17 protein-coding genes are annotated in these 23,100 nt (G+C 57.3%); 7 read left to right on the top strand and 10 right to left on the bottom strand.

Annotated features, from left to right (window positions below; translation table 11 throughout):
• Positions 1-30: 30 nt before the first annotated feature.
• The 3 genes from rho to KFE13_RS14490 all read right to left on the bottom strand — a co-directional run bounded on the left by rho (position 31) and on the right by KFE13_RS14490 (position 4,067).
• Positions 31-1,281, bottom strand: coding sequence for a transcription termination factor Rho (gene rho, locus KFE13_RS14500; protein ID WP_260703812.1), 1,251 nt, complete (start codon positions 1,279-1,281; stop codon positions 31-33).
• Positions 1,282-1,442: 161 nt separating this feature from the next.
• A complete protein-coding gene (locus KFE13_RS14495) occupies positions 1,443-1,664 on the bottom strand; it encodes a DNA-directed RNA polymerase subunit omega (RefSeq protein WP_260706970.1) in 222 nt (73 codons plus the stop codon).
• 813 nt (positions 1,665-2,477) lie between these two features.
• Positions 2,478-4,067: a YifB family Mg chelatase-like AAA ATPase gene (locus tag KFE13_RS14490; RefSeq protein ID WP_260706969.1), complete on the bottom strand. Its 1,590-nt coding sequence runs from the start codon at positions 4,065-4,067 to the stop codon at positions 2,478-2,480.
• Between the two features lie 164 nt (positions 4,068-4,231).
• On the opposite strand from KFE13_RS14490, the gene KFE13_RS14485 reads away from it, so the two are divergent.
• Positions 4,232-5,677, top strand: coding sequence for an L-serine ammonia-lyase (locus KFE13_RS14485; protein WP_260703811.1), 1,446 nt, complete (start codon positions 4,232-4,234; stop codon positions 5,675-5,677).
• 16 nt (positions 5,678-5,693) lie between these two features.
• Here KFE13_RS14485 and KFE13_RS14480 read toward each other — a convergent pair whose 3' ends face one another.
• The 3 genes from KFE13_RS14480 to KFE13_RS14470 all read right to left on the bottom strand — a co-directional run bounded on the left by KFE13_RS14480 (position 5,694) and on the right by KFE13_RS14470 (position 8,719).
• Positions 5,694-6,269 carry a hypothetical protein gene (locus KFE13_RS14480; protein ID WP_260703810.1) on the bottom strand — a complete coding sequence of 192 codons (576 nt, stop codon included), beginning with the start codon at positions 6,267-6,269 and terminating at the stop codon, positions 5,694-5,696.
• A 46-nt stretch (positions 6,270-6,315) separates the two neighbouring features.
• Positions 6,316-7,503: an acetyl-CoA C-acetyltransferase gene (locus KFE13_RS14475; RefSeq protein ID WP_260703809.1), complete on the bottom strand. Its 1,188-nt coding sequence runs from the start codon at positions 7,501-7,503 to the stop codon at positions 6,316-6,318.
• A gap of 394 nt (positions 7,504-7,897) precedes the next feature.
• On the bottom strand, positions 7,898-8,719 hold the full coding sequence (locus KFE13_RS14470; RefSeq protein WP_260703808.1) for a hypothetical protein: 822 nt from the start codon (positions 8,717-8,719) through the stop codon (positions 7,898-7,900).
• Between the two features lie 120 nt (positions 8,720-8,839).
• Between KFE13_RS14470 and KFE13_RS14465 the strand changes: the two genes are divergently transcribed.
• From KFE13_RS14465 to KFE13_RS14455, 3 genes are all read left to right on the top strand, one after another.
• The gene (locus KFE13_RS14465) at positions 8,840-9,913 is read left to right on the top strand and encodes an NAD(P)/FAD-dependent oxidoreductase (protein ID WP_260703807.1); all 1,074 of its coding nucleotides are present in this window, start codon (positions 8,840-8,842) and stop codon (positions 9,911-9,913) included.
• Positions 9,914-10,023: 110 nt separating this feature from the next.
• Positions 10,024-11,157 carry a citrate synthase gene (locus KFE13_RS14460; protein WP_260703806.1) on the top strand — a complete coding sequence of 378 codons (1,134 nt, stop codon included), beginning with the start codon at positions 10,024-10,026 and terminating at the stop codon, positions 11,155-11,157.
• A 110-nt stretch (positions 11,158-11,267) separates the two neighbouring features.
• Positions 11,268-12,245 (top strand): hypothetical protein, encoded by a 978-nt coding sequence (locus KFE13_RS14455; protein ID WP_260703805.1) that lies wholly within the window; start codon positions 11,268-11,270, stop codon positions 12,243-12,245.
• Between the two features lie 120 nt (positions 12,246-12,365).
• Here the strand turns inward: KFE13_RS14455 and KFE13_RS14450 are convergent, their stop codons facing one another.
• Entirely contained in the window at positions 12,366-12,968 is a 603-nt protein-coding gene (locus tag KFE13_RS14450) for a DinB family protein (protein ID WP_260703804.1), read from the bottom strand.
• A 130-nt stretch (positions 12,969-13,098) separates the two neighbouring features.
• On the opposite strand from KFE13_RS14450, the gene KFE13_RS14445 reads away from it, so the two are divergent.
• On the top strand, positions 13,099-14,277 hold the full coding sequence (locus tag KFE13_RS14445; RefSeq protein ID WP_260703803.1) for a cysteine desulfurase family protein: 1,179 nt from the start codon (positions 13,099-13,101) through the stop codon (positions 14,275-14,277).
• 18 nt (positions 14,278-14,295) lie between these two features.
• On the opposite strand, the gene KFE13_RS14440 is transcribed toward KFE13_RS14445, so the two are convergent.
• On the bottom strand, positions 14,296-16,164 hold the full coding sequence (locus KFE13_RS14440) for an APC family permease (RefSeq protein ID WP_260703802.1): 1,869 nt from the start codon (positions 16,162-16,164) through the stop codon (positions 14,296-14,298).
• A 77-nt stretch (positions 16,165-16,241) separates the two neighbouring features.
• On the opposite strand from KFE13_RS14440, the gene KFE13_RS14435 reads away from it, so the two are divergent.
• Entirely contained in the window at positions 16,242-16,805 is a 564-nt protein-coding gene (locus KFE13_RS14435; protein WP_260703801.1) for a glutathione peroxidase, read from the top strand.
• 96 nt (positions 16,806-16,901) lie between these two features.
• Complete coding sequence (locus KFE13_RS14430) at positions 16,902-18,809, top strand: M61 family metallopeptidase (RefSeq protein WP_260703800.1); 1,908 nt, start codon at positions 16,902-16,904, stop codon at positions 18,807-18,809.
• Between the two features lie 62 nt (positions 18,810-18,871).
• Here KFE13_RS14430 and KFE13_RS14425 read toward each other — a convergent pair whose 3' ends face one another.
• Complete coding sequence (locus tag KFE13_RS14425; protein ID WP_260703799.1) at positions 18,872-21,829, bottom strand: TonB-dependent receptor; 2,958 nt, start codon at positions 21,827-21,829, stop codon at positions 18,872-18,874.
• A gap of 66 nt (positions 21,830-21,895) precedes the next feature.
• Positions 21,896-23,047 carry a DUF5666 domain-containing protein gene (locus KFE13_RS14420; RefSeq protein WP_260703798.1) on the bottom strand — a complete coding sequence of 384 codons (1,152 nt, stop codon included), beginning with the start codon at positions 23,045-23,047 and terminating at the stop codon, positions 21,896-21,898.
• Positions 23,048-23,100 lie beyond the last annotated feature (53 nt).

The raw sequence follows: 23,100 nt of genomic DNA, 5'->3' as shown, positions 1-23,100 counted from the left end.
CCGGACCCGGTGATTAACCGTCAGGCTCGCTTAGATCGAGCTCATATTGTGCAGGAACTCAGAATTGTTCCGCGTCTTCGCCAGCTTGTCCGTCAGAAGCTCCATCGCTTCGACCGGGCTCAGCGGGTTCAGCACCTTACGCAGCACCCAGATCCTCTGCAAATCTTCCTTCGGAATCAGCAGCTCTTCCTTACGCGTACCCGAGCGCTGAATGTCGATCGCCGGGAACACACGCTTGTCGACCAGCTTGCGGTCAAGGATCACTTCCGAATTACCCGTGCCCTTGAACTCTTCGAAGATCACTTCGTCCATCCTCGAACCCGTGTCGACCAGCGCCGTAGCGATGATCGTCAGCGAACCGCCCTCTTCGATATTGCGGGCCGCGCCAAAGAACCGCTTCGGTCTCTGCAGCGCATTCGAATCCACACCGCCCGACAGAACCTTGCCGCTCGGAGGAACGATCGTGTTATAGGCACGCGCCAGACGCGTAATCGAATCCAGCAGGATCACCACGTCGCGCTTGTGCTCCACCAGGCGCTTCGCCTTCTCGATCACCATCTCGGCCACCTGGACGTGACGCGCCGCCGGCTCATCGAATGTCGACGAAATCACTTCGCCCTTAACCGAACGCTGCATATCCGTCACTTCTTCCGGACGCTCGTCGATCAGCAGAACGATCAGCGCCACCTCCGGGTGGTTCGCTGTAATCGAGTTCGCAATCGACTGCAGCAGCATCGTCTTACCGGTGCGCGGAGGAGCGACGATCAGACCACGCTGTCCCTTGCCCATCGGCGTCAGCAGGTCCATCACGCGGCCCGAGATGTTGTCCCGCACCGTCTCCATCTTCAGCCGCTCCTGCGGATAAAGCGGGGTGAGATTGTCGAACAGAATCTTGTTGCGCGTCTCTTCCGGCGACTCAAAGTTGATCGCCTCAATCTTCACCAGTGCAAAGTACTTCTCGCCCTCATGCGGAGGACGGACGTTGCCCGAGATCGTGTCGCCCGTCTTCAGGTCGAACTTGCGGATCTGCGACGGCGAAACATAAATGTCATCGGGACCAGGCAGGTAGTTGTAGTCCGGAGAACGGAGGAAGCCATAGCCGTCAGGCAGAATCTCCAGCACGCCCTCGGCGAAGATGTGGCCTTCCTTCTCGCTCTGCGCCTGCAGAATCTTGAAGATCAGGTCCTGTTTACGAAGGCCGCTCGTGCCTTGAATGTCCAGCCCGCGGGCCAGCTTGCCCAGCTCGGCGATATTGTGTTCCTTCAACTCTGAAATTGTCATGGTTTACCTTGCGATCAATAGGGGGGATGTTTTGAAACCTTCGGCGGGATCTGCCTGACGGAGGGGTCTTGCGGAGTGTCCTGCGGGAGTATTCAGTTTTCGGGGGATTTGGGGTCGTGCGGATTAGGGGTTGGGGTCAGTGGGGGAAGAACTGCCGCGCGTTAAGCCGCGCGGCGTTCCTGAACGTGAACCTTCTCTACCGGCGCCTCGAACGCCGAAGCAACAGGAACCGCATCCTTGAAGCGGTCCAGCACCTCGTTGGTCGTGTCCTGCAGGCGGGTGTTCGGCCGGTGCAGCTTGCGGGTCGCCTTCGACGCCAGCTGACAGAGCTCGTAGCGGTTCTTTACGTGAGTGAGGGCTCCAAAAATAAGGTCTGAGCGCATCATCTTCTCCTTGTCTTCAATCTTTGTCGCAAGCCGATCCTGCTTCTTAGGACCCATGCTCGCAATCTGTTTCAACTACCTGCTACCTTGGCAGGGCCACAAGTCCATCTCGGCTCCCACCACATCTTTTTAGACGCTGAACACCACAAAAAGGGTTCAGCTTTTCTTCTGCTAAAAACTGCTAACTCTATCAATCCAAAAACGATCCGCCGTTTTATAAGCGTAGACCAGCTACCCGCGTCAGCCCCTTCATGAGCAACGCGTTACACCAACCCCTGTCTGCCCTGTAATCGCCATCCAACAGCGTCGAAGGTAGGAGCAAAGCAAGCAGAGAAACTACACTCGAGCCTGAATCTTCGAGCAAGCGGTGTCGGATGCCTCCTGGATTCGGCTGGCTCCTCTCAGAGCCGCGCCAGCATCCTCGACCTCAAAAAAAGTAAATCGTTCTAGCCTTCAGGTCAATATTTATTTTTGAAAGTGTAGATAAACAAATCTTCCAGAAACAGAATCTCTTTCGCACCCTCAGGCACCGTCGGCGGCTCTTTTTCTGTCAAGCCCCCTGTTTTCTCAACTCACAGAATAGAAAGGAAATAGAGCTCAAAAAAAGTGCCGATTCCTCCCCACGCATTCGCTATACTTAAACCATAGTCAAGCCAGAAAGGCCCTGCCTCTACAGCAGGGCCTTCCCTTTTAGAATCAATATTTTTGGTATTAAGCCATCTGTTTTCAATATTTTATCTTGTGCAAATCGAATAAATAACTGAAAACAGGTGGTTTATAAAATATCCCCGGGGGGAGGGGGTACGTGTTCGTTTACGACCAGTAGCCCCTGTCCAGTGTGCGATATTGGATCGCCTCGGCGATATGTTTCGTCCCCACATTCCCGGCGCCATCCAGATCGGCAACCGTCCGCGCCACCTTCAAGATCCGGTCATGCGCACGAGCGCTGAGCCCCTGCTGCTGCATCGCCCGCTCCAGCATCCGCTCGGCCTCCGGCTCCAGCACACAGAACGTACGGATCTGCTGCGTCGTCATCTGCGCGTTCGAAAAGACGCGCCGCACCTTCGACTTGCCTGCGCCGTTCTTCAACTCGACTTCGCCAAACCGATCATGCTGCCGCTGCCGAGCCGCCAGAACCCGCTCGCGAATCTCCGTCGAGCCCTCAGCCGCTGCACCACCGCGAAGCTCCTTGTACTCGACCGCCGGAACCTCTATATGGATGTCGATCCTGTCCAGCAGAGGCCCCGAAACCTTCGAAACATACCGCTGGATCATCGGCGGCGTACACATGCACTCTCGACGCCTGTCGTTGAAATAACCGCAGGGACACGGATTCATCGCCGCCGCGAGCATAAACCGAGCCGGAAAGCTCAAACTCATCGCCGCCCGCGAGATCGTCACCGTACCATCTTCGAGCGGCTGCCGCAGCACCTCGAGTACATTGCGAGGAAACTCCGGCAACTCATCCAGGAAGAGCAACCCGTTATGCGCCAGCGAAACCTCGCCCGGCCGCGGAACCATTCCTCCGCCAATCAACCCCGCATCCGAGATCGTATGGTGCGGTGACCGAAACGGCCGATGCGCAACCAACCCCTGCTCGCCGTCCAGAACGCCTGCGACCGAATGAATCTTCGTCGTCTCCAGCGCCTCCTCAAACTTCAGAGGAGCCAGAATCGAAGGCAGTCGCTTCGCCAGCATCGTCTTACCCGAGCCTGGAGGCCCGATCATCAGGATGTTATGTCCGCCTGCAGCCGCCACCTCAAGCGCGCGCTTGGCAACATGCTGTCCGCGAACGTCCTTGAAGTCGAAAGGAAAATGCTGTGTCTCTTCCAGCAGCGCGCTCGCCTGCATCTGCAGCGGAGACACGCCAGCTGCTCCGTTCGCCGAGGCGTTCAGCAGCTCACGCACCTCGAGCAGCGTCTTCACCGCATAGACATTCACGCCTTCAACCACGGCAGCCTCACGCGCGTTGCTGGCTGGAACGATCAGGTTTCTGATCCCGTTTGCGCGCGCCGCCACCGCAATCGGCAACATTCCCGGAACGGCGCGAACCGTTCCATCGAGCCCAAGTTCGCCTACCAGCAGGAAGTCGCTTAGATCGCTGATCGCCAGCGCGCCATAAGCTCCCAGGATTCCGATGGCAATCGGAAGGTCGAAGCCCGAACCCTCCTTCTTCAGATCAGCAGGTGCCAGATTGATCGTGATCCGCGTCGGAGGAATCTCGAAGCCGGAGTTCTTGATTGCCGACCGCACACGGTCGCGGCTCTCACGCACCGCTGCATCCGGCAGGCCGACCGTGCTGAAAATCTCTTTGTCGAGTTTGATCTGGGAGAAGTCGATCTCAACATCGATCAGGTGAGCATCGATTCCATAGACAGCTGCACTGCGGGCCTTGAAAAGCATCGTAAGCCTGATGTGTCCTTGAGGCAGTAAATATTCAAGCGATGAATGTTCGCCGAGTATAGCATCCGGCTCCGCATCCTCAGCCTGCACAAAGGTCGCAGAACTCTCCCAAAGGCTGGACAGCAGCACGCCGCTCTTCATCCTTCACGCCTACAATAGTCACCGTGAATACCAGTCTCTTCGAGCTCTTCAAGATCGGCATCGGCCCCTCAAGTTCTCACACCGTCGGCCCGATGCGCGCGGCACTCCGCTTTGTCCAGTCACTCGACGCCAAGAGCCAACTCACCGACGTCGCCCGCGTCACCGTCGATCTCTACGGCTCGCTCGCCCTTACAGGACACGGACACGGAACCGACCGCGCCATCCTTCTCGGCCTCAATGGCGAAGCGCCCGACACGGTCGATCCAGCCATCATCGAGGCTGAGCTCGCCGCCATTCGCGACACTGGAACGCTCTACCTCCTCGACCTTGAGGCGATTCCCTTTACCGAAGCTGAGCACCTGATCTTCCACCGCGACCAGATGTATCCCGATGCGGATAAGCCGACACATCCGAACGGAATGCGCTTCTCGGCCTTCGACAGCGCCGGAGCATTGCTCGCACAGGATGTCTTCTACTCCATCGGAGGAGGTTTCATCCTCTCCGCCGCCGAATTCGAAGCACAGCAAAACTCGGCCGCATCCACAACCCGGCAAGTCCCGTATCCGTTCCGCAGCGCTGTTAACCTGCTGGCAACTGCAAAGCAGCACAACCTCTCGATTGCCGAACTGCTGCTAGCCAATGAAGTCGCACTACTTTCCGACATCACCATCAACCGGCCGCAACCGGCAAACAGCATATTGGTGACAACCTCGGAAGCCAAGGTCAAAGCCAGCATCCTTACCATCTGGCGAACGATGCAGCAGTGCACCGAACGCGGTCTCGCCACCGAAGGCATTCTTCCCGGAGGTCTTAACGTCCGTCGCCGTGCTCCGCGACTGGCTCGACGGCTCGAGACGGAAGGCTCCAAAGATCCACTTGCGCCGATGGATTGGGTCACCGTCTATGCAATGGCCGTCAACGAAGAAAATGCCGCCGGAGGCCGCGTCGTCACCGCGCCAACAAACGGAGCCGCAGGCGTCATCCCCGCCATCGGCCACTACTACATGCGCTTTATCGACGGAGCCAACGAAGAAGGCATCGTCCGCTACTTCCTCACTGCAGCCGCCATCGGCATCCTCTATAAGGAGAACGCCTCGATCTCCGGCGCTGAGGTCGGCTGCCAGGGCGAGGTCGGCGTCGCCTGTTCGATGGCCGCAGGTGGACTGGTCGCAGCCTTGGGAGGAACAAACGATCAGGTTGAACACGCCGCCGAGATCGCCATGGAACACAACCTCGGCATGACCTGCGACCCCATCGGCGGGCTTGTCCAGATACCCTGCATCGAACGCAATGGCATGGGAGCCGTAAAAGCCATCAACGCTACCCGCATGGCCATGCACGAGACGCTAGGCCACAAGCTGTCGCTCGACCAGGTAATCGCAACGATGTACCAGACTGGACTCGATATGCAGTCCCGCTACAAGGAGACGTCGCTCGCCGGACTCGCGCTGAACATCATTGAGTGCTAACTAATTTGCAAGTCGATTACCTGCTATTCAGATTGTCGTCGCAACCTGCTGGGCATGTATTAATTTTGTAGAACGCCCCTACCTTCCGCACACATTGCGCATCGGCCTTCGCCCCACCGCCCGCGTAGTATCCCTTTGATGCGAACATAAGCTCGGGGTAAGACCCATTTTCGCTGGAGAGAGTCTGCATGCCCCAGCCGGAGAAGGATCTTCCACGGTTCCTACCTTCATCCGGCGCTATTAGGTTTCGGCCCTTATGGGAATTCACCTCAACGATCCAGATTGCACCGTTGACTCCAAACAGCATATCGCCCCAGTGAACAATGTAGAGCTTGTTCTTCTTGTTGTTTACCGGTATCTGAAGTGCATCCAGTCTGACCTTGTCTAGATCGAACCCGTCTTCCCTAGAGATGCCGGTAGCTTTGGCAAAAGCCAGAATATCGGGTGCCAGGGCTTTACGTATCTCCGACTTAACACTTGTCGAAAGCACTGAGAAAGGCCTCGAATCAAGCATTGTTACGTTGCTGCACGTGTCTCCGGTGTTTGGTGGCAACACTTGCCCTTGTCCTCGCTTCTCAGCGAGGAATAACATCGACACAGTGAGTCCAAAACGCAGAAGTATTTTTTGGCGCATACATTCACCGTTCTACCGCTAAAGCAACCGAATTTCCGCCTCCCAAGCAAAGCGCTGCGACGCCCTTCTTCACATCCCGCCGGATCATCTCGTGAACCAGCGTCACCAGCACACGGGCTCCGCTGGCTCCGATCGGATGTCCGATCGCCACAGCTCCGCCGTTCACATTCACGTTGTCGAGCGACAAGCCAAGCTCTTTCGTTACCCCCAGAGCCTGCACGCTGAAGGCCTCATTCAGTTCATACAGATCGACTTCGTCGCGGTCCCATCCCGCCTTCCTCAGCACGTTCTGGACTCCGGTTACGGGAGCCAGCATCACCCACTTCGGCGCGACACCGCTGGTGGCGTGTGCCTTGATCGTCACCAATGGCTTCAGCCCCAGTGCTTTAGCCTTCGTTGCCGACATCACAACCACTGCTGCGGCTGCATCGTTCACTCCAGGAGCATTGCCGGCGGTGACCGTCCCATCCTTTTTGAAAGCGGGCTTCAAAGCAGCTAATGCTTCAAGTGTTGCATCCTCGCGCACGCTTTCATCACGCTTCACCACGGTGACAGCGCCCTTCTTGCCTGCAACTTCAACCGGAATGACCTCGGCGTCGAAGCGGCCTTCGCGCCAGGCGGCCGCAGCACGGCGGTGTGATTCGAGCGCGTAGCGATCCTGTTCTTCGCGCGTGATGCTGTGCTTCTCCGCGACGTTCTCGCCGGTGATGCCCATGTGATAGTTCTCGCAGGCGCACCACAGACCGTCGCGGACCATTGAATCGACCGCGGCGGAGTCGCCCATGCGCATTCCCTTGCGCGCTGCCGGCAGAAGGTACGGAGCGTTCGACATCGACTCCATACCGCCGGCGACGACAACCTCGGCATCACCCGTCATAATGTTTTGCGCCGCAAGAGCGATAGCACGCAGACCGCTTCCGCACACCATGTTGATCGTCAGCGCAGAGACGGTATCGCTGAGTCCGCCACGCAGCGCAGCCTGTCGCGCAGGGTTCTGACCGAGACCCGCAGGAAGAACGCAGCCCATGATGCACTCATCGACAGAAGCGCTAAAACCCGCATCGGCAGAGGCTTTTCGCACTGACTCGCGCACTGCGATTGCTCCCAGCTCTATCGCGGAAAGATCAGAGAGAGCACCTTGAAATTTGCCTACTGGTGTTCGCACCGCCGACACAATCACGACATCGTTCATTGAAATTCTCCTTCGTGCATCAAAGACCAGACGCGCCAGTATAAGTTGCATCGCATACGTGTTGCAGAGGAGCGCGCACTTCGTATGACGCAAAAGTGTGAGTAACGCTTCCTGTTCCCAGCTTCATCCGCTCAAAAAAAATTTCGCAAAGCATCCGATTTTTCTTGACAGTAAATTTTCGTAAATCTATACCTTCGTTAGCTGCAATGCAGCGTTGTTGTGTAGTCGATGTCTAATCACTAGGGAGAATAGGCAAATGGCAACCAAGAAGGCAGCAAAAAAGCCCGCGAAGAAAGCAGCTAAGAAGGCAGCCAAGAAGAAGTAAACAACCACAGGCAAAGCAAGAACGGGGGACGCCAAAGCGTCCCCCGTTCTGCGTTGGTGCAACTTTCAGCTATTGGGCAACAGGCTTGTTCTTCGGCGTCGAAAGATAGCCCGACACCTTGTTCTTCTCAATCGAGTTCACTACCAGCTCATACAACACGGGGTCTTTGCCGGTGTAGAACTGCACTGGCTCGTCGAGTCCCTTGTCCTTCTTCTCGATCGTCTTGTCGTCTGCGCTTACGTTAAGCGTGTATCGGGAGTGCTTCTGGTCGGCCTTCTTCAACTGCAGCTTGATCGTGGAAAGCAGCGTCGGCTGAGCTCCCTTCTGCAGGCTGAACTCGTAATAGTTCCTGTCACCCTTATGCTTCAGGATCTCCAGCTCGTCGTGATTCTTGGCGATCAGGCCGCTCATCACTCCAGCATCGCCCATAACGCGGGTCAACTGGGTCTTCGTCGCCTCCAGGTCTGTCTTCGTCGCCGCAACATCGGTCTTCACGCCGCCGACATCCGTCTTGACGGTCGATACCTCGCTGGAGACTGCGCCCAGCTGCTTCTGTGTCGCAGCCTGCGCTTCAGCAAGCCGGGCATCGGCTATCTTCTGCTGTGCAATGATGCTCTGCGTCTTCAGCTCAATCTGCTTCTGCGTCATACCAACGCTCTGGCCCAGGGTCTCGCTGGTAGCCCGCAGGCGCGCGTTGGTCGCATCCAGCTTCTGAGACAGTTCAGCATTCTTCTCTGTCTCCGCCGCCAGGTTCTTCTGTGCGACGCCCAGGTCCTTCTGCAGGGAGTAGCACCATACCAATCCGCCCAGTGCGGCCAGCAGAGAAACAGCTATCGCCGCCAGCAGCGCTCCGGAGATTGACCGCTCTTCTACGTATCCTTCTTCACTCATCGCTTTCTCCTCAGGGGATGCTCAGTTTGGACGAACGGCTATTCGATTCAGCCTCAAATCCATCGGGTGCAAAATGCTGCCTCTCAGACTATATCTTCTCGAGCGGCTAGACTGGAATATATGCCTCAACCTGATGTCTGCATCGCGGGAGCCGGACTCATCGGCCTGTCCTTGGCTCTTGAGCTTCACCGGCGCGGAGCTCGCGTTGCGGTCTTCGATCAGGCAGAGCCACTCGCCGAAGCATCGACCGCCGCCGCCGGTATGCTGGCGTCAAATGACCCGGAGAATCCACAGACGCTGCTTAAACTATCGCGGCTCAGCGTGTCGCTCTATCCGGCATTTCTCGATCGTATCTTTGAGCTGGGCGGTATCCCGGTACCGTTTCATACCTGCACCACGCTGCAGGCCATCAACCCGCAGCATCACCGTATTCCTAAAGAGGCGCTGCTTGGCACCGACACGCTCGCGCTGCTGATGCCGGGGCTTCGCACGTCCGGACGCCACTTCCTGCTTCTTCATGAAAACAGCCTGGCTCCTCGCGAGCTTGCCGCAGCATTGCTTGCAGCCGTACGTGCCACCTCGATCGACCTGCGCAGCAGTACGCCGATCCGGCTTGCACGGTCTGGGCCAAAGAGCGTCGAGGTCCACGCCAAGGGCGAGGTGCTCACCCCTGCCCGTTTCGTCGACTGCACCGGGGCGTGGAGCTTTACGCCAACGATTCCTGCTCATCTACGTGTCACACCGCGGAAGGGCCAGATGCTGGCTGTTGCACTGCCGCCCTCTCTCCCGCTTCATCTCGTCATACGGACGCCGGATATCTATATAGTTCCGCGGACGGCCGAAGCAGAGGAAACTCGCGCCATTATCGGAGCAACCGTAGAAAATGCCGGCTTCGATAAGACGGTACATCCCGTTGACATTGCCAGGCTTCGTTCGCAGGCAGTGGAGCTGCTGCCCGCACTAGCCGATGCGCCTGCACTGGAGACCTGGGCCGGGCTGCGTCCAGCAACTGCCGACTCCCTCCCTTTGCTGGGCCAGATTGCGGAGAATCAGTTTGTTGCTACAGGGCACTACCGCAATGGGATTCTGCTGGCCCCGGCAACGGCACATGCGATGGGCCAGTTGCTGGCGGGTGAGCGCACGGAGATCGATCTGACTCCCTTTTCACCTCTGCGTTCACCGCGTTTTACGTGACTGCAACCTTCGCACGCACAAACCGATATTCGCCCGTAAAACCGTGACAATCCTTTCTCCGCTGCGCTATAACCGAATGTACTTTAAGTTCAGTCTGGAGAAGCTCAATTATGGCAACCGCTGTCGCATCAAAAGGATTGGAAGGCATTGTAGCCACGACCTCATCGATCTGCTGGATCGACGGCGATGCAGGAGTCCTCTCCTACCGCGGCATCGACATTCACGAGCTGGCCCAGCACTCCACCTTCGAAGAGACCACCTATCTGCTGTGGTTCGGCAAACTGCCCAACAAGGCTGAGCTTGCAGACTTCACGAAGAAGCTGGCCGACGCCCGCAAGCTTGATCCCAAGATCATCGAACTTCTCCACAGCGTACCTACAAGCGGCTCTCCTATGGAGATTCTGCGCACTGCAGTCTCGATGCTGAGCCTCTACGACGCCGATGAGAAGGACAACTCGCACGATGCGAATGTTCGCAAATCCTATCGTCTGACCGCGCAGATCGCCATGATCGTGGCCATCTTTGACCGCATTCGTAAAGGCAAGCCGGTGGTCGATGCCGACCCATCGCTCTCCCATGCCGCCAACTTCCTGTGGATGCTCAATGGCGAAAAGCCCTCGGCGACCGCCGTTCGCACCTTCGATATCGCGTTGATTCTGCATGCCGACCACGAGCTGAACGCCAGCACCTTCGCCGCCCGCGTCATCGCCGCAACCCTGGCCGATATTCACTCGGCAATCACAGGTGCAATCGGCGCCCTGAAGGGACCTCTGCATGGTGGTGCGAACGAGGCGACCATGCGCCTGCTCTATGCCATCGACAAAGCCGGCGCCGACCCCACAGAGTATGTGCGCCAGATGTTCGCGGAGAAGAAGAAGATCTCTGGCTTCGGCCACCGCGTCTATCACACCGAAGACCCCCGCGCGACACATCTGCGCCGTATGTCGGAGGAACTGAGCAAGGCCGCAGGCAACATGAAGTGGTTCGACATGTCGCGTAAGATCGAGCTCTTTGTGAAGCAGGAGAAGAAACTGAATGCTAACGTCGACTTCTATTCTGCTTCGACATATACCCTGCTCGGCATCGATATCGACCTCTTCACTCCGATCTTTGCTGTCAGCCGCATTGCAGGCTGGGCCGCCCATGTGATCGAGCAGCACGACGACAATCGCCTTATCCGTCCTCGTGCAGACTATGTTGGCCCCGCCTATCCTTCTGCCTACGTTCCTATCGATAACCGCTAAGCAGACAGTATTTTGAGGATTTCAACCAGCAGGTTTGTCCAGAGACACTCTTGGCAAACCATGCAGAAAGATGCAATCCTCAGCTAAAGCGCTTTATCAGGAATGTTTTCTTGGCAACTTCTTTTCCCCGCAGTCTGTACTGCGGGATATCCATCCTTCTGCTCGCTTCCTCCGCCGCGCTGGCTCAGGCTGCGGACAGCCCTTCTATTGCGGCCGAAACCGCCACGGCTTCTTCCTCAGCGCTACTTGTTCCTGCTCAGACGACGGAATCTCCTGACCTGGATGCGCCGCAGCGAGGATGGAATGCGGGCATTAGCTTTTCCAGTTTTCACGATTCTTTGACCGGATGGTCAACCCTGGCGATTCCTGCCGCCAGCTATACCTTCAACGACACCTTCTCGATCGACGCCAGCATCCCAATCTACATGTACCGACTGGCAGACAGCCGCGCGACCAAGCCGCGTCCTAATGCGAAGCTTGTGAACCAGCGCGGCGAGCTTGGCGACGCTATCTTTGCGCTCCATACGCAGCTTGAGCCCAGGCTGTTCTCTTATGAGAATACGATTGCTTTTACCGCTCCTACCGGTGATGAGGCCTATGGACTCACGACTGGGCGTGTCACCTTCGATATCAGCAACCAGTTCTCGCACAGCTTTCGTTACTTCACTCCTATTCTCGAGATTGGCGGCGGAGACTCAGCGACCCTGGTCAATACGCAGATCAGGAAGTCCTACACCTCGCTCGGTCCGCTGGCGCATTTTCAGTTTGGAATCGCAGCCAATCTCTTCCATCGCGCGGTCTTTGAAGCAGATGCCTACGAACAACTCCCCATCGGCGACCAGAAGATCTACAGCGCGTACCGCAAAGGGCGTCCAACCGTTGTCATCGGCTACAACGTCACGGAGGACAATGGTTTCATCAACTCGCTCGATATTCCCCTGAACCGCCATATCACGCTGTCTAGTTATTACAGTCGCAGCTTGCGCCGTTCCAACGACAATGTGGGCATGTCTATCACCTTCGTCCTTCGCGGCGCTTCGAAGGAAAAGACGGACGAGGACCTCTCGTTCGACGATCTCATCCGGTAAGCAGGAGGGCAGCCATTTACGGCTAAGACGGACGAGGACCTCTCGTTCGACGATCTCATCCGGTAAGCAGGAGGGCAGCCATTTACGGCTGCCCTCTGCACAAACTTCTTCTACCTTCGACTACTTTTTCTCGCTTGCCGGAGGAATCACGCCGTTCATACGCAGGTACTCGGCAAGCTGGCCGTAGTGATCGAAGCCATGCGCAATCATGCCTCCTGACAGGCTGGCTCGCGTTTGAACACCGCGCACGCTCTCAAAGGCATTTTGCGCCGTCAAGGTTCCGACAGCCTGATGCGCGAATGCGAATGACTTTTCCAGCGCCGCAATGATCTGGTCCTTTTCCTTCAAGTCTCCGATTGCTTTCACATCAACATCGGGCTTCAAACCGCTCAACGTACCGGCGTAGAAATAGTTCGCCTGCGCAACATGAGCTACCATCTGGCCGAAGCTGCGTACTCCCTGATTGTTTGGCGAAAGATAGTCCGTCTTCTGCGTTGATGCAAAGATGGCTGCACTCGGAGCGAAGCCGTACTTCTCCGCAGGCATCGCCTTCGCGAGGCCGATGAACTGTCCTTCAAAGGCGGTTAGGGCCGCATCGAAAGACTTCGACGGCTCAATCACCGTTCCGGGAGCAATCTTAGGAGCCGTTGCTCCACCCTGCCCATGTGCTGTCGTAAAGCAACAGGTTGCGAGCGCCATTGCAACTACCATCTGCTTGATCATTGTCTGTCTCCGTTCGCGAATATGCGGCCAAGCCGCGAAACCGCGCTCAGGCTATCAGATTCCCGCTATCGGCTGCTCTGCTATTCGTCCCAAATCCCGCTATCTTCGGCTTCCGACGTAAAATAGCTGTATGCAGCGCATTTATCTCGATAACAACGCCACGACGCCTCTTCTTCCCGAGGTCTTCGAGGCGATGCGGCCGTTCTATCTTGAGCACTACGGCAATGCCAGTTCCATCCATCAGCAGGGTCAGCAGGCTCGCGCCGCAGTCGACCACGCGCGCGAATCCATCGCCCGTATGCTGCACTGCCGCGCTGCAGAGGTTGTCTTCACCTCGGGCGGCACCGAGAGCGACAATCTGGCCCTGTTCGGCGTACTTGCTCCAGGCGATCACATGATCACCTCTACGATCGAGCATCACGCCATCCTGCATGCCGCCCATTCGCTCGAGTCTCGCGGCGTCGAGGTCACCTACGTCCCTGTCAACGCGCAAGGCATCGTCGAGCCGGAGACCCTGTTGGCAGCGCTCAAACCCAACACGCGTCTCGTAAGCATCATGTATGCCAACAACGAGACCGGCGCCATTCAGCCTATCGACGCGCTCGCTGCCATAGCACACGCTGGGGACGCCCTCTTCCACACCGACGCCGTACAGGCAGGCGGTAAGCTTCCACTCGATGTTAGCCCCCATGGCATCCTGAAGCACGCCGATATGCTCACCCTCTCCGGACACAAGATCTTCGCTCCAAAGGGAACTGGCATTCTCTACGTGCGGCGCAACGTCCGGCTCTCACCGATGTTTCACGGAGGATCGCACGAGCGCCAGCGTCGCGCTGGCACAGAAAACGTTCCCGGCATCGTCGGACTCGGCAAGGCAGCTGAGCTATGCACCGAATGGCTGAAGACAGATGGCCCGGCAAAGCTTGCAGCGCTTCGTGACCGTCTGGAACAAGGCATTCTCTCGCAGATCGATGAGACTGGCGTCAACAGTGCAGGAGCGCCTCGTGTCGCCAACACGACAAGCATCTACTTCGATCACGTCGAAGCGGAAGCGCTGTTGATCGCACTGGACCTGAAGGGCCTGTCGGTCAGCGGAGGAAGCGCCTGCCAATCAGGAGCCTCCGAGCCTTCACACGTTCTCACAGCCATGGGCCTCAGCGCAACACGTGCGCGCGCGACGCTCCGCTTCTCACTATCGAAGCTCACAACAGCAGCGGAGATCGACGAAGTATTGAAAATTCTTCCAGCAGCGGTCGCGCATCTGCGCGCACTTTCGCCGACATACAAGAAGACAACGGTCTCCGTCTGAGAGACCGTCCTTCTTTCTCTACAGATACCAGGGAATATTGACCACAACGATCCGCTGATTTCCCTTGAGCAGCAACAACAGCTTCAACAGCTGTACGCGCTGGTTATGCAGCGCATTCTCCCACCAGTGCCGAACCACGAGCTCCGGCAGCAGAACAGTAACCTTTCTGCCGGGATTGGAAGCTTCCAGCTCCAGAATGTAGTCCATCAGCGGATTGATGATGAACCGGTAGTTCGAGGGGATCGTCACCAGCTCCGGCTCCGGGATCCCCTCTTTCCGGATCGGGGCAAGAACTTTCTCCTCCCAATCCTCTTCCAGCCCGACGGGTTCGTCGTCGGAGTGCACGTGAACGACCTTCAGCTCCTTCGACAGCACCAGGCCAAATCGCAAGGCCTTCTCTCCAATGCGATCCCAACGTGCCATCGGGATAACCACCAGCGGCTCCTGCAAATTAGCGAGGCTCAGAGGAGTCATGTCCTTCATCTCACGCTTCACGCGCGTGTAGTGCCGTTTGATCCCCATCATGATGCCGATCAGCACAGGCACCAGCAGCGCAGTCACCCAGGCGCCTGCCATGAACTTCGCGACCAGAACCACCAGCAGCGTGATGCCTGTGGCTACGGCACCGAAGCCGTTGACGAACATGTGCCACATCCGGCCAGGATGGTCTTCCATCTTCAGCCAGTGTACGACCATGCCGGCCTGCGACAGCGTAAAGGCCAGGAACGCGCCAATTGCATACAGCGGAATCAGGCGGTCCGTCACACCACCAAACAGGATCAGGATCACCGCTGTGAATCCGGTTAGCGCATAGACGCCATGCGTATAAAGCAATCTGCGGCCACGCAGCGTAAAGACATGCGGCAGATAATCGTGCAGTGAGATCGCACGTGCCAGTCGAGGAAAGTCCGCAAAGGCTGTGTTCGCGCTCAGTGACAACGCCATCAAAACACTGCCCATGGTCAGGTAATAGAACCAGCCGCGGCCAAAGATGGTCGTCGTAAGGATGCTCAGCACGCTCTGATATTGATGCGCCTCAGGATCCATCGCCGTAACGCCATACGTCTTCGAGAGCCACGCGATGCCAAACAGCAGCACAATCAGTGTTGCGACGATCACGGTGAGCGTCCGCTGAGCATTCTTGGCTCGCGGCTCCTTGAAGGCCATCACGCCATTCGATACCGCTTCAACGCCGGTCATCGCCGCACAGCCACTGGAGAACGTCTTCAGCAGCAGCCACAGGCTCAGATATTTCATCGTCGCTACCGCTGGAGGTGGCGGAGCTACAACTGGAACAGGGTGCCATCCCGATACATAGGCTTTATATGCACCGACGAAGACCAGAGTAAGCAGCGTGCCTACAAAGAAAAATGTCGGCAGAATAAACGCCGCGCCTGTATCTTTCACACCACGCAGATTCACGATGGCCAGAATCACCAGGATGACTAAACAGATTGCCAGCGTATGACGCTGTAGGCTCGGCACCGCAGAAGTCAGCGCCGTAACCCCAGCCGAAATACCCACCGCAGCCGTCAGGATGTAGTCGATCATCAGCGCGGCAGCAGCCAGCAGACCAGGGAACTCGCCAAGATTCTCGGTCGCCACCGTGTACGATCCACCGCCGCTCGGATACGCCTCAATTGTCTGCCGGTAGCTGAAGTAGACGATCACCAGCAGAATCAGGATCGCCGAAATGACAGGAACAATATGATCCACTCCAGCCAGACCCATGGGGATCAGCAGCGTCATCGCTGCCTCGGGCCCGTAGGCTGCGCTGGTCAGGGCATCCAGCCCGAAGATCGGTATTCCTGCCGCTATGCCGATCTGCTCGGCACGTTCATCACTGGTCGCAAGGGGGCGTCCAAAAAGTACATCAAAAAAAGTCATGGCCGTATTCGATACTACTGCCTCCGTCAACTCCGGCCGCATCAATTTCGCTTCAAACGGAGCTACACTGGAGCCCTATGGCTGATATCCACAATGTTCCCCTCCAACGGATTACCGGAGAACCCGCCACACTCGGCGAATATCACGGTAAGGTTCTTCTGCTCGTTAACGTAGCTTCACAATGCGGCCTTACCCCGCAATACACTGCCCTTGAGGCACTCCATACACGCTTCAAGGACGCCGGCCTGGTCGTTTGCGGCTTCCCTGCCAATGACTTCGGAGCTCAGGAGCCTGGCACCGACAAAGAGATCCACACCTTCTGTACGACCAATTACTCGGTCAATTTCCCTATGTTCTCCAAGATCGCCGTTACCGGTGCGGAGACTCACCCGCTGTACAAGGCACTGATTGCCGCCAGGCCGCAGGCGACAGGAGATTCCCGCGAGGGCTTCCGTCAGAAGCTCAATGGTTTCCTCGCCAGCAAGCACAACAGTTCAACCAATCCGGAACCGGGCATCCTGTGGAACTTCGAGAAGTTTCTCGTCGACCGCAATGGAAACGTTGTTGGCCGCTTCTCCCCTGAGATAACGCCCGACGACCCCGCCGTCGTCTCAGCCATCGAATCGGCTCTCAAGTCCTAACCTACCTGAGGAGGGTTGCCAAGCCCTCCTCTCTCTTCTTCATCTCTTCCATCTCACAAGCGTCTGCCGCTATAAGACAGAGGAACAAACCCACTTATGCGAATCCGTACAACTGCCCTTGCGCTACCCCTGCTCGCCGCTTCTGCCTTTGCCCAGAAAGCTCCTATCCAGATCACGGCCGACCTCTCTGACGCGCCGCGAAAAATCTACCATGCTGAAATCGATATCCCGGTAACGGCCGGCGCCGTCTCTCTCACCACCCCGAAGTGGATTCCCGGCAATCACCGCCCCACAGGCCCGGTCAGCGACATTACAGGCGTCGTCTTTACCGTCAATGGCAAGCCGCTCCCATGGCGTCGCGACGATGAAGATCTCTACCAGTACCACGTCACCGTTCCCGCAGGCGTAACAACCCTTCACGCGCATCTCGATTGCATCGTAACGGCCCGCGTCAGCCAGAAGCTCGCCGTGCTCGAGTGGGAGAAGCTGCTTCTGTATCCGGCCAACACACCAGTCAAAGACATTGCCATCCAGCCCTCCGTCACCGTTCCCAAAGGCTGGGGTATCGGCACTGCGCTTACGCCCACCGATGGATACGATCCGCAACATCCTGCCGGTGGAACCACCCACTACGCCGCCACCACTGTTGAGCAGCTTGAAGACTCTCCCGTCATCACCGGTCAGTATTTCCACGAGTTCACGCTCGCTCCCGAGGTCACGCCGAAACACTACATCGACGTCGTCTCCGACTCAGCCGAAGATTCGAAGCTGCGCCCCGCTCTGCTCGCTGAACTGAATAACCTCGTCCGCGAGAGCGGCGCCGCCTATAACTCCCGTCACTACAATGTCTACCACTTCCTGCTCACTCTTTCGGATGTCGCAGGCGGCGAGGGTTTGGAGCACGGCCAGTCCTCCGATAACGGTGTCGGCGAAAAGGGGTTCACCGATGAGCCACATCAACTCGCCGAGGCAGATCTCCTCTCGCATGAGTTCACCCACTCCTGGAACGGCAAGTATCGCCGCCCCTACAACCTCTATCAGGACGACTTCGCCAAGATGCAGCAGGGCTCGCTGCTCTGGGTCTACGAAGGCATGACGCAGTACATGGGCAACGTGCTCGCCGCACGCTCGGGCCTCAAATCGCAGGCGCAGTACCGCGACATGCTCGCCATGTCGGCCGCCAACCTCGACTACAAGCCCGGCCGCGAGTGGCGCTCCACGGAAGACACCGCCATCGCCGCCAGCATCCTGCGGGCAAATAATGCGGTCTGGTCAAACTGGCGCCGAGGGCAGGACTACTACCAGGAGGGTGAACTCTTCTGGCTCGACGCCGACACGCTCATCCGTCAGAAAACCGACAACAAAAAGTCCCTCACCGATTTTCAGCACATTTTCCTTGCTAAGGGCGGAAACACCGGCCCGCTCATCGTCACCTATAACCGCGACGAATTGATCGCCGACCTCAATCAGGTCCTCCAGTACGACTGGGCCACTTTCATCCACGAGCGCATCGACAACCCGAACCCACATGCCGATCTCGCCGGCATTGAGCGCGGCGGTTACAAGCTCGTCTACACCGACAAGCCCAACGCATCCGAACGCACGATGGCGATGGCTGGAGGCCGTCGCGGCGGAGCGATCAACACCTGGTACTCCATCGGCCTTCGGGTCGGCAGCGATGGCGTGATCTCCGACGTCCGCTGGGGAAGCCCAGCGGACAAGGCAAACATCGCTCCAACGGCCAAGATTCTCGCCATCAACGGGAACATCTTCTCAGCCGAAGCCCTGAAAGCGGCGATCCGCGAATCCAAGGGCAATACCGAGCCCATCCACCTCATCCTGCAGTCCGACACCTTCGTCTCGACTGCCGACATCAACTATCATGACGGCGAACGCTACCCAGTCCTTGAGCGTATTGAGGGGGCTCCGGCTTATCTCGATGAGATCACCAAGCCGCTGACCACTCCAGAGAAGATTCCCGTAGAGAAAAAGCCTGCGGAATAACACGACAAACAAAAGAAAGGGCGCAACGGAAGATTCCGTTGCGCCCTTTCTTCTTTTTCGGATTAGAAGTTGAAGGAAGCCTGCAGCATGATGCGCCGCACTGCCGTCTGCGAGCTGAACGGCCCCGTCGCAAGCGTCGTGAACTGACCAAACCTTGGCGAGCTCAAGCTGCTGGTCGGTGTGCCATACGGAACCATATTGAACAGGTTGAAGGCCTGCGCCCCCAGCGTAAAGGTGTACTTATGTCCTGAGCTGGTGCCGCCCATGCCCATCGGACCGCCGCCGGGGCCGCCAGGACCGCGTCCACGGTCGCCACCACCGCCACGACGGTTCTGCCCTTGGCCCTGCCCGCCACTTGCAGCAGCCGCCCCAGTCTTCGGACCAAATCCAAAGGCTTTAGCAAGACGCAGGTTGAACGTAACGTTCGCCGGACCTGTGCAGTAGTTGATGGGAACTGGTGTCAGGTTACCCGTCTGGGTCAGGCTGAAGTCGTTTACATTCCTGCAATTGCCACTGTCGCCGTTCACAAAGTAAGGCCGCGTGTTGTAGACCGAAGATCCCAGTGGGTCGGTACCCGTAATAACGTTGTACGGCGTACCGGCCTGGGCGATCATAAACGGACTTGCCGTGATCTTATAGGGGAAGTTCAGGCTGCCGCCGAAGACGCCAAACTGGCGGAAGGCAAACGTCGCGCGGCCATAGTCAACCTTCGTATTCGTGTTGCTCGTCGGAATGAATCCGGCACCAGACGTATTAGCATCGGCAAAGCTGATCGCATAGAAGCCAAACAGTGTCACCTTCGGCAGACGAGCATTGCCATTGAACATCAACTGGTTCTGTCGAAAGACACCTGCAGATTGATACTGATAGCGGTATGGCGTCGTTGGAGTAACTGTGGGAGTCGTCGGGTCATAGAAGTTCCTGGTCAGAAACTCATGAGCGCCGCGCGCATTCAGGTAGTTGACCGACATCGTCGCATAACGGCCAAGCTGTTGATCAAGCCCAACCGCAGCCTGCATCGTATACGAGCTGCGTATTCCGTTCCCCAACGTATACAGAGTTGCTCGGCTCGCTGCCGATGTTCCGCACTTTTCTGGATGATCCGGTGTGCATGCCACCCCTGGATTGATAAACGTCTGCTTCTGCCACGTGGTGCCATTCAGCTGCAACGTATTCAGATAGTTGGTGAGGTTGAACCGATCATAAAAAATTCCGTAACCACCGCGAACAACCGTAACTGGAGACTTGCCTCCCTTACGCGGAATGCCCCACGCGAACGAGATACGCGGCGCAAAGTCGTGATTACTGTTGATAACGTTCTGCGCCTCGTAACGAATTCCGGCGCTCAGCGTCAGGTTTGGCTTTGGCTTCCAGTCATCTTCGGCGTACAAACCCACATCCGTCAGACGACTATGCACCGTCTCCTGATTGATCTTCGTAACGGCGTACTGACCCGGCGTACCGCACTGATACGAAGAGATGCTCAGCACCGTGCACTTCGTCGTCACACCTGCACAGGCGCTTGGCTTATTGGTTTGCTTGGGATCGGTGCACGGATCGAGCAAGAACGAATAAGTAAACGTTCCGTTCTGTCCCTGCGTCGAGGTTAGATCCTCACTCGTCGTACGCAAGCGTCCGCCGAGTCGCATAAAGTGCTTCTCCAGCGCTACCGAAGTGTAGTTCTGCACCTCGATATGGTTCTGGGTACTGCGTTGTGTGCCCTGGCTCGATCCGCCAGCCGTAAAGATACCCTGCACAGAGAGCGTCGGAGCCGTGCTGAGCGGATCCTGCGTAGCATAAGAGCGCTGATACTCGAACCGCGTCTCGTTGATGACGTGCGGATTGACGATCTGCGTATCGCTGATCTGAATCGTGTTTTCATTTGACTCCGCGTTATAGCCCGCAGTCGCCAGTGTTGTATTTCCTATGCCAGCATTTTGCTGACCATTGACCTCATACTGATAACGAACCGTCAGCGTGTTCTTCTCTCCTAATGCAAGATCAATTCGCGGCGAGATATCGCTGCGTGTCTGCGGGTGAGCTACTGCACGGATCGACTCAGGGACAGACGTGGAATATTGGCAATTCTGCGTTCCTGTAGTACCCGGATTGCATGGTACGGTGGGATTTGCTGGGTCTGCATAGAATCCGCCCGGATTCACGATGCTGTTGTCTTGGATGGTGCGATGCGATCCGCCCACCGTAAACGATGAAAAGCGATTGATCGGCCCGCTGATGCTGCCAATCATAAAGATTGTGTGATAGTCCGGCTGATTGTTCGAAGCGCCAAGAAACGGGTTCGATGTGTTGAACGACTTGTCTCCACCTTGAATGCTGTAAAAGCCGTGGTACTTGTCCGTTCCCGGCTTGGTGAATACTTCAACGCGGCCAAATCCCAGCTTGTCGTACTGCGCAGAGAAGGGATTCTGATTGATACGAATCTCGCGGATCGACGACTTCGGAGGAAGCTGGCCGCCGGTGAATCCATCGACATAAATCTGGCCGCCATTCGGTCCTGCAGCAGGGCCCGCAAGCGCTGAAAGTTCTGATGACAACTCATCTGGATCGTCCGACAACGCGTCCAGGTCCTTACCCTTAATCACTGTCGAGCTGGCGTTGCTGTCCGAATCCACGCTGACCTGCGCACTCTGCGCCGTGACCTGGATCTGTTGCGTATCGGTTTGGAGCGCCATCTTGACATCGACCGCCACCGATTGGCCCGCTGCAACGCGAACGCCTTCGCGCACAAAAGCAGCAAAGCCATTCATTGTCACCGTCATCGAATACGTGCCTGCAGCCAAACCCTGCGCGGTATAGGTTCCATCGCTCTTTGATTGCACGATCACCGGCTTACCCTTCGCAGGAGTCAGCGTCACCGTCGCACCGGGAATCAACGCGCTGTCTGGATCAACAATAGTGCCATGCACCGAACCACCGGCCGGCTGTTGCGCAATCGCGGCAACCGGCGCCAAAGCGACGAAAAGATACACAAAGAGCTTGATCACTCCACGTAATGCCATTACTTCTCCTTCAATGAGGAAACCTGATTGTTCTGCGTTCTTACGCGTTCGTTCCTTACGCGCTCTTTACTGTGGTCCACCAGCATCCGCGCCACCGCCGCCGCCCATATTCCACGGCGAGAGCGTCATTGCCGGAGCGCCGCTTGGCGCCGCAGCCAAAATCGGTTCAACTCCCGACAGCATCGTGACCGCTGTCAACGCAGAACCACCCGAATCGGAAGCGACAACCATCACCGCTTCCCCAACCTTCAGATCGCCGATCGTCTCCGTTGGCAGACGCGACAACATCTGCGAAAGATCGCCGCCACGCCCTGCGCCTCCAGGCCCACCGGGTCCAGCAGGGCCTCCAGGTCCACGACCAGCGGAAGAACCCGCGCTCGCAGCGCCACCTGGTGCGGCAGCTCCACCGCCCTGCGGCTTGGCTCCTCCCACCGCATTTGCACCCGCCGCCGCTCCTCCACGCTCGCGCGCAGCAAAGCGGGCCGCCATCTCGGGAGGAAGCTTGCGAAGATCGGAGTTTGAGGTAACGTTCACCGTCACCATCTTCTTCGTTGCAAGATCCTTCAACGTCAGTGTTCCAGACGCAGCATTGACGGTCGCCAGAGTTCCAGAAAGATTCTTGAACGATCCACTGACAATCTCCTCCGCCTGGATCGTCGTTCCATCATCGGATTTATCGCCACGAACCCGAAGCTGATCGCCTGCCTGAATCTGCGCCAACGTCCCCGGCTTCGCATCTTCGAACTTCACCGAGTCAGCAGCATAACGCCGAAACTTTGTCGTCCCGCTCGTCTCGACTGAAATCTTTTTCGATCCTGACGTCACTGTGATCGTCGATCCGCTGACAGCACTGACCAGGCCGCCCGATCCGCGGCGTTGCCAGTCCGCTTTTTCCTGCTCGTTCTTCTGCGCAATATCCGCCGACTTCATTAGAATCACGCGCGCCGCAGCAAACGAGCCATCGTCTGCGCCCTTGCCTGTCACCAGTACACGATCACCCACGGTGATATCACCAAGCGTGATCTGCTGCGCCGCTTTCAAATCCGTGCTGCCCGGAGCCAGCTGCAGAATCTTCGCTCCATCGGCAACCGTTACCGACACCTGCGCTCCACCATCCGCAGCCAGGGTCAGCGTATTACCCGATAGTGCTTTTACTGTGCCGATCTGTCGCGTGGCAGGCGACGCTGCAGAAGCCTGTGCGAAAGCGACAGGTTCCATCCCGATAATCCCTGTCGGAAAAAGCGCGACAACCAGTGCGGCCACGCGTAAAG

It is taken from the genome of Edaphobacter flagellatus (assembly GCF_025264665.1).
Lineage (GTDB): Bacteria > Acidobacteriota > Terriglobia > Terriglobales > Acidobacteriaceae > Edaphobacter > Edaphobacter flagellatus.
The sequence above is the reverse complement of the archived record's forward strand: the minus strand, read 5'-3'. Positions and strand labels throughout refer to the sequence as shown.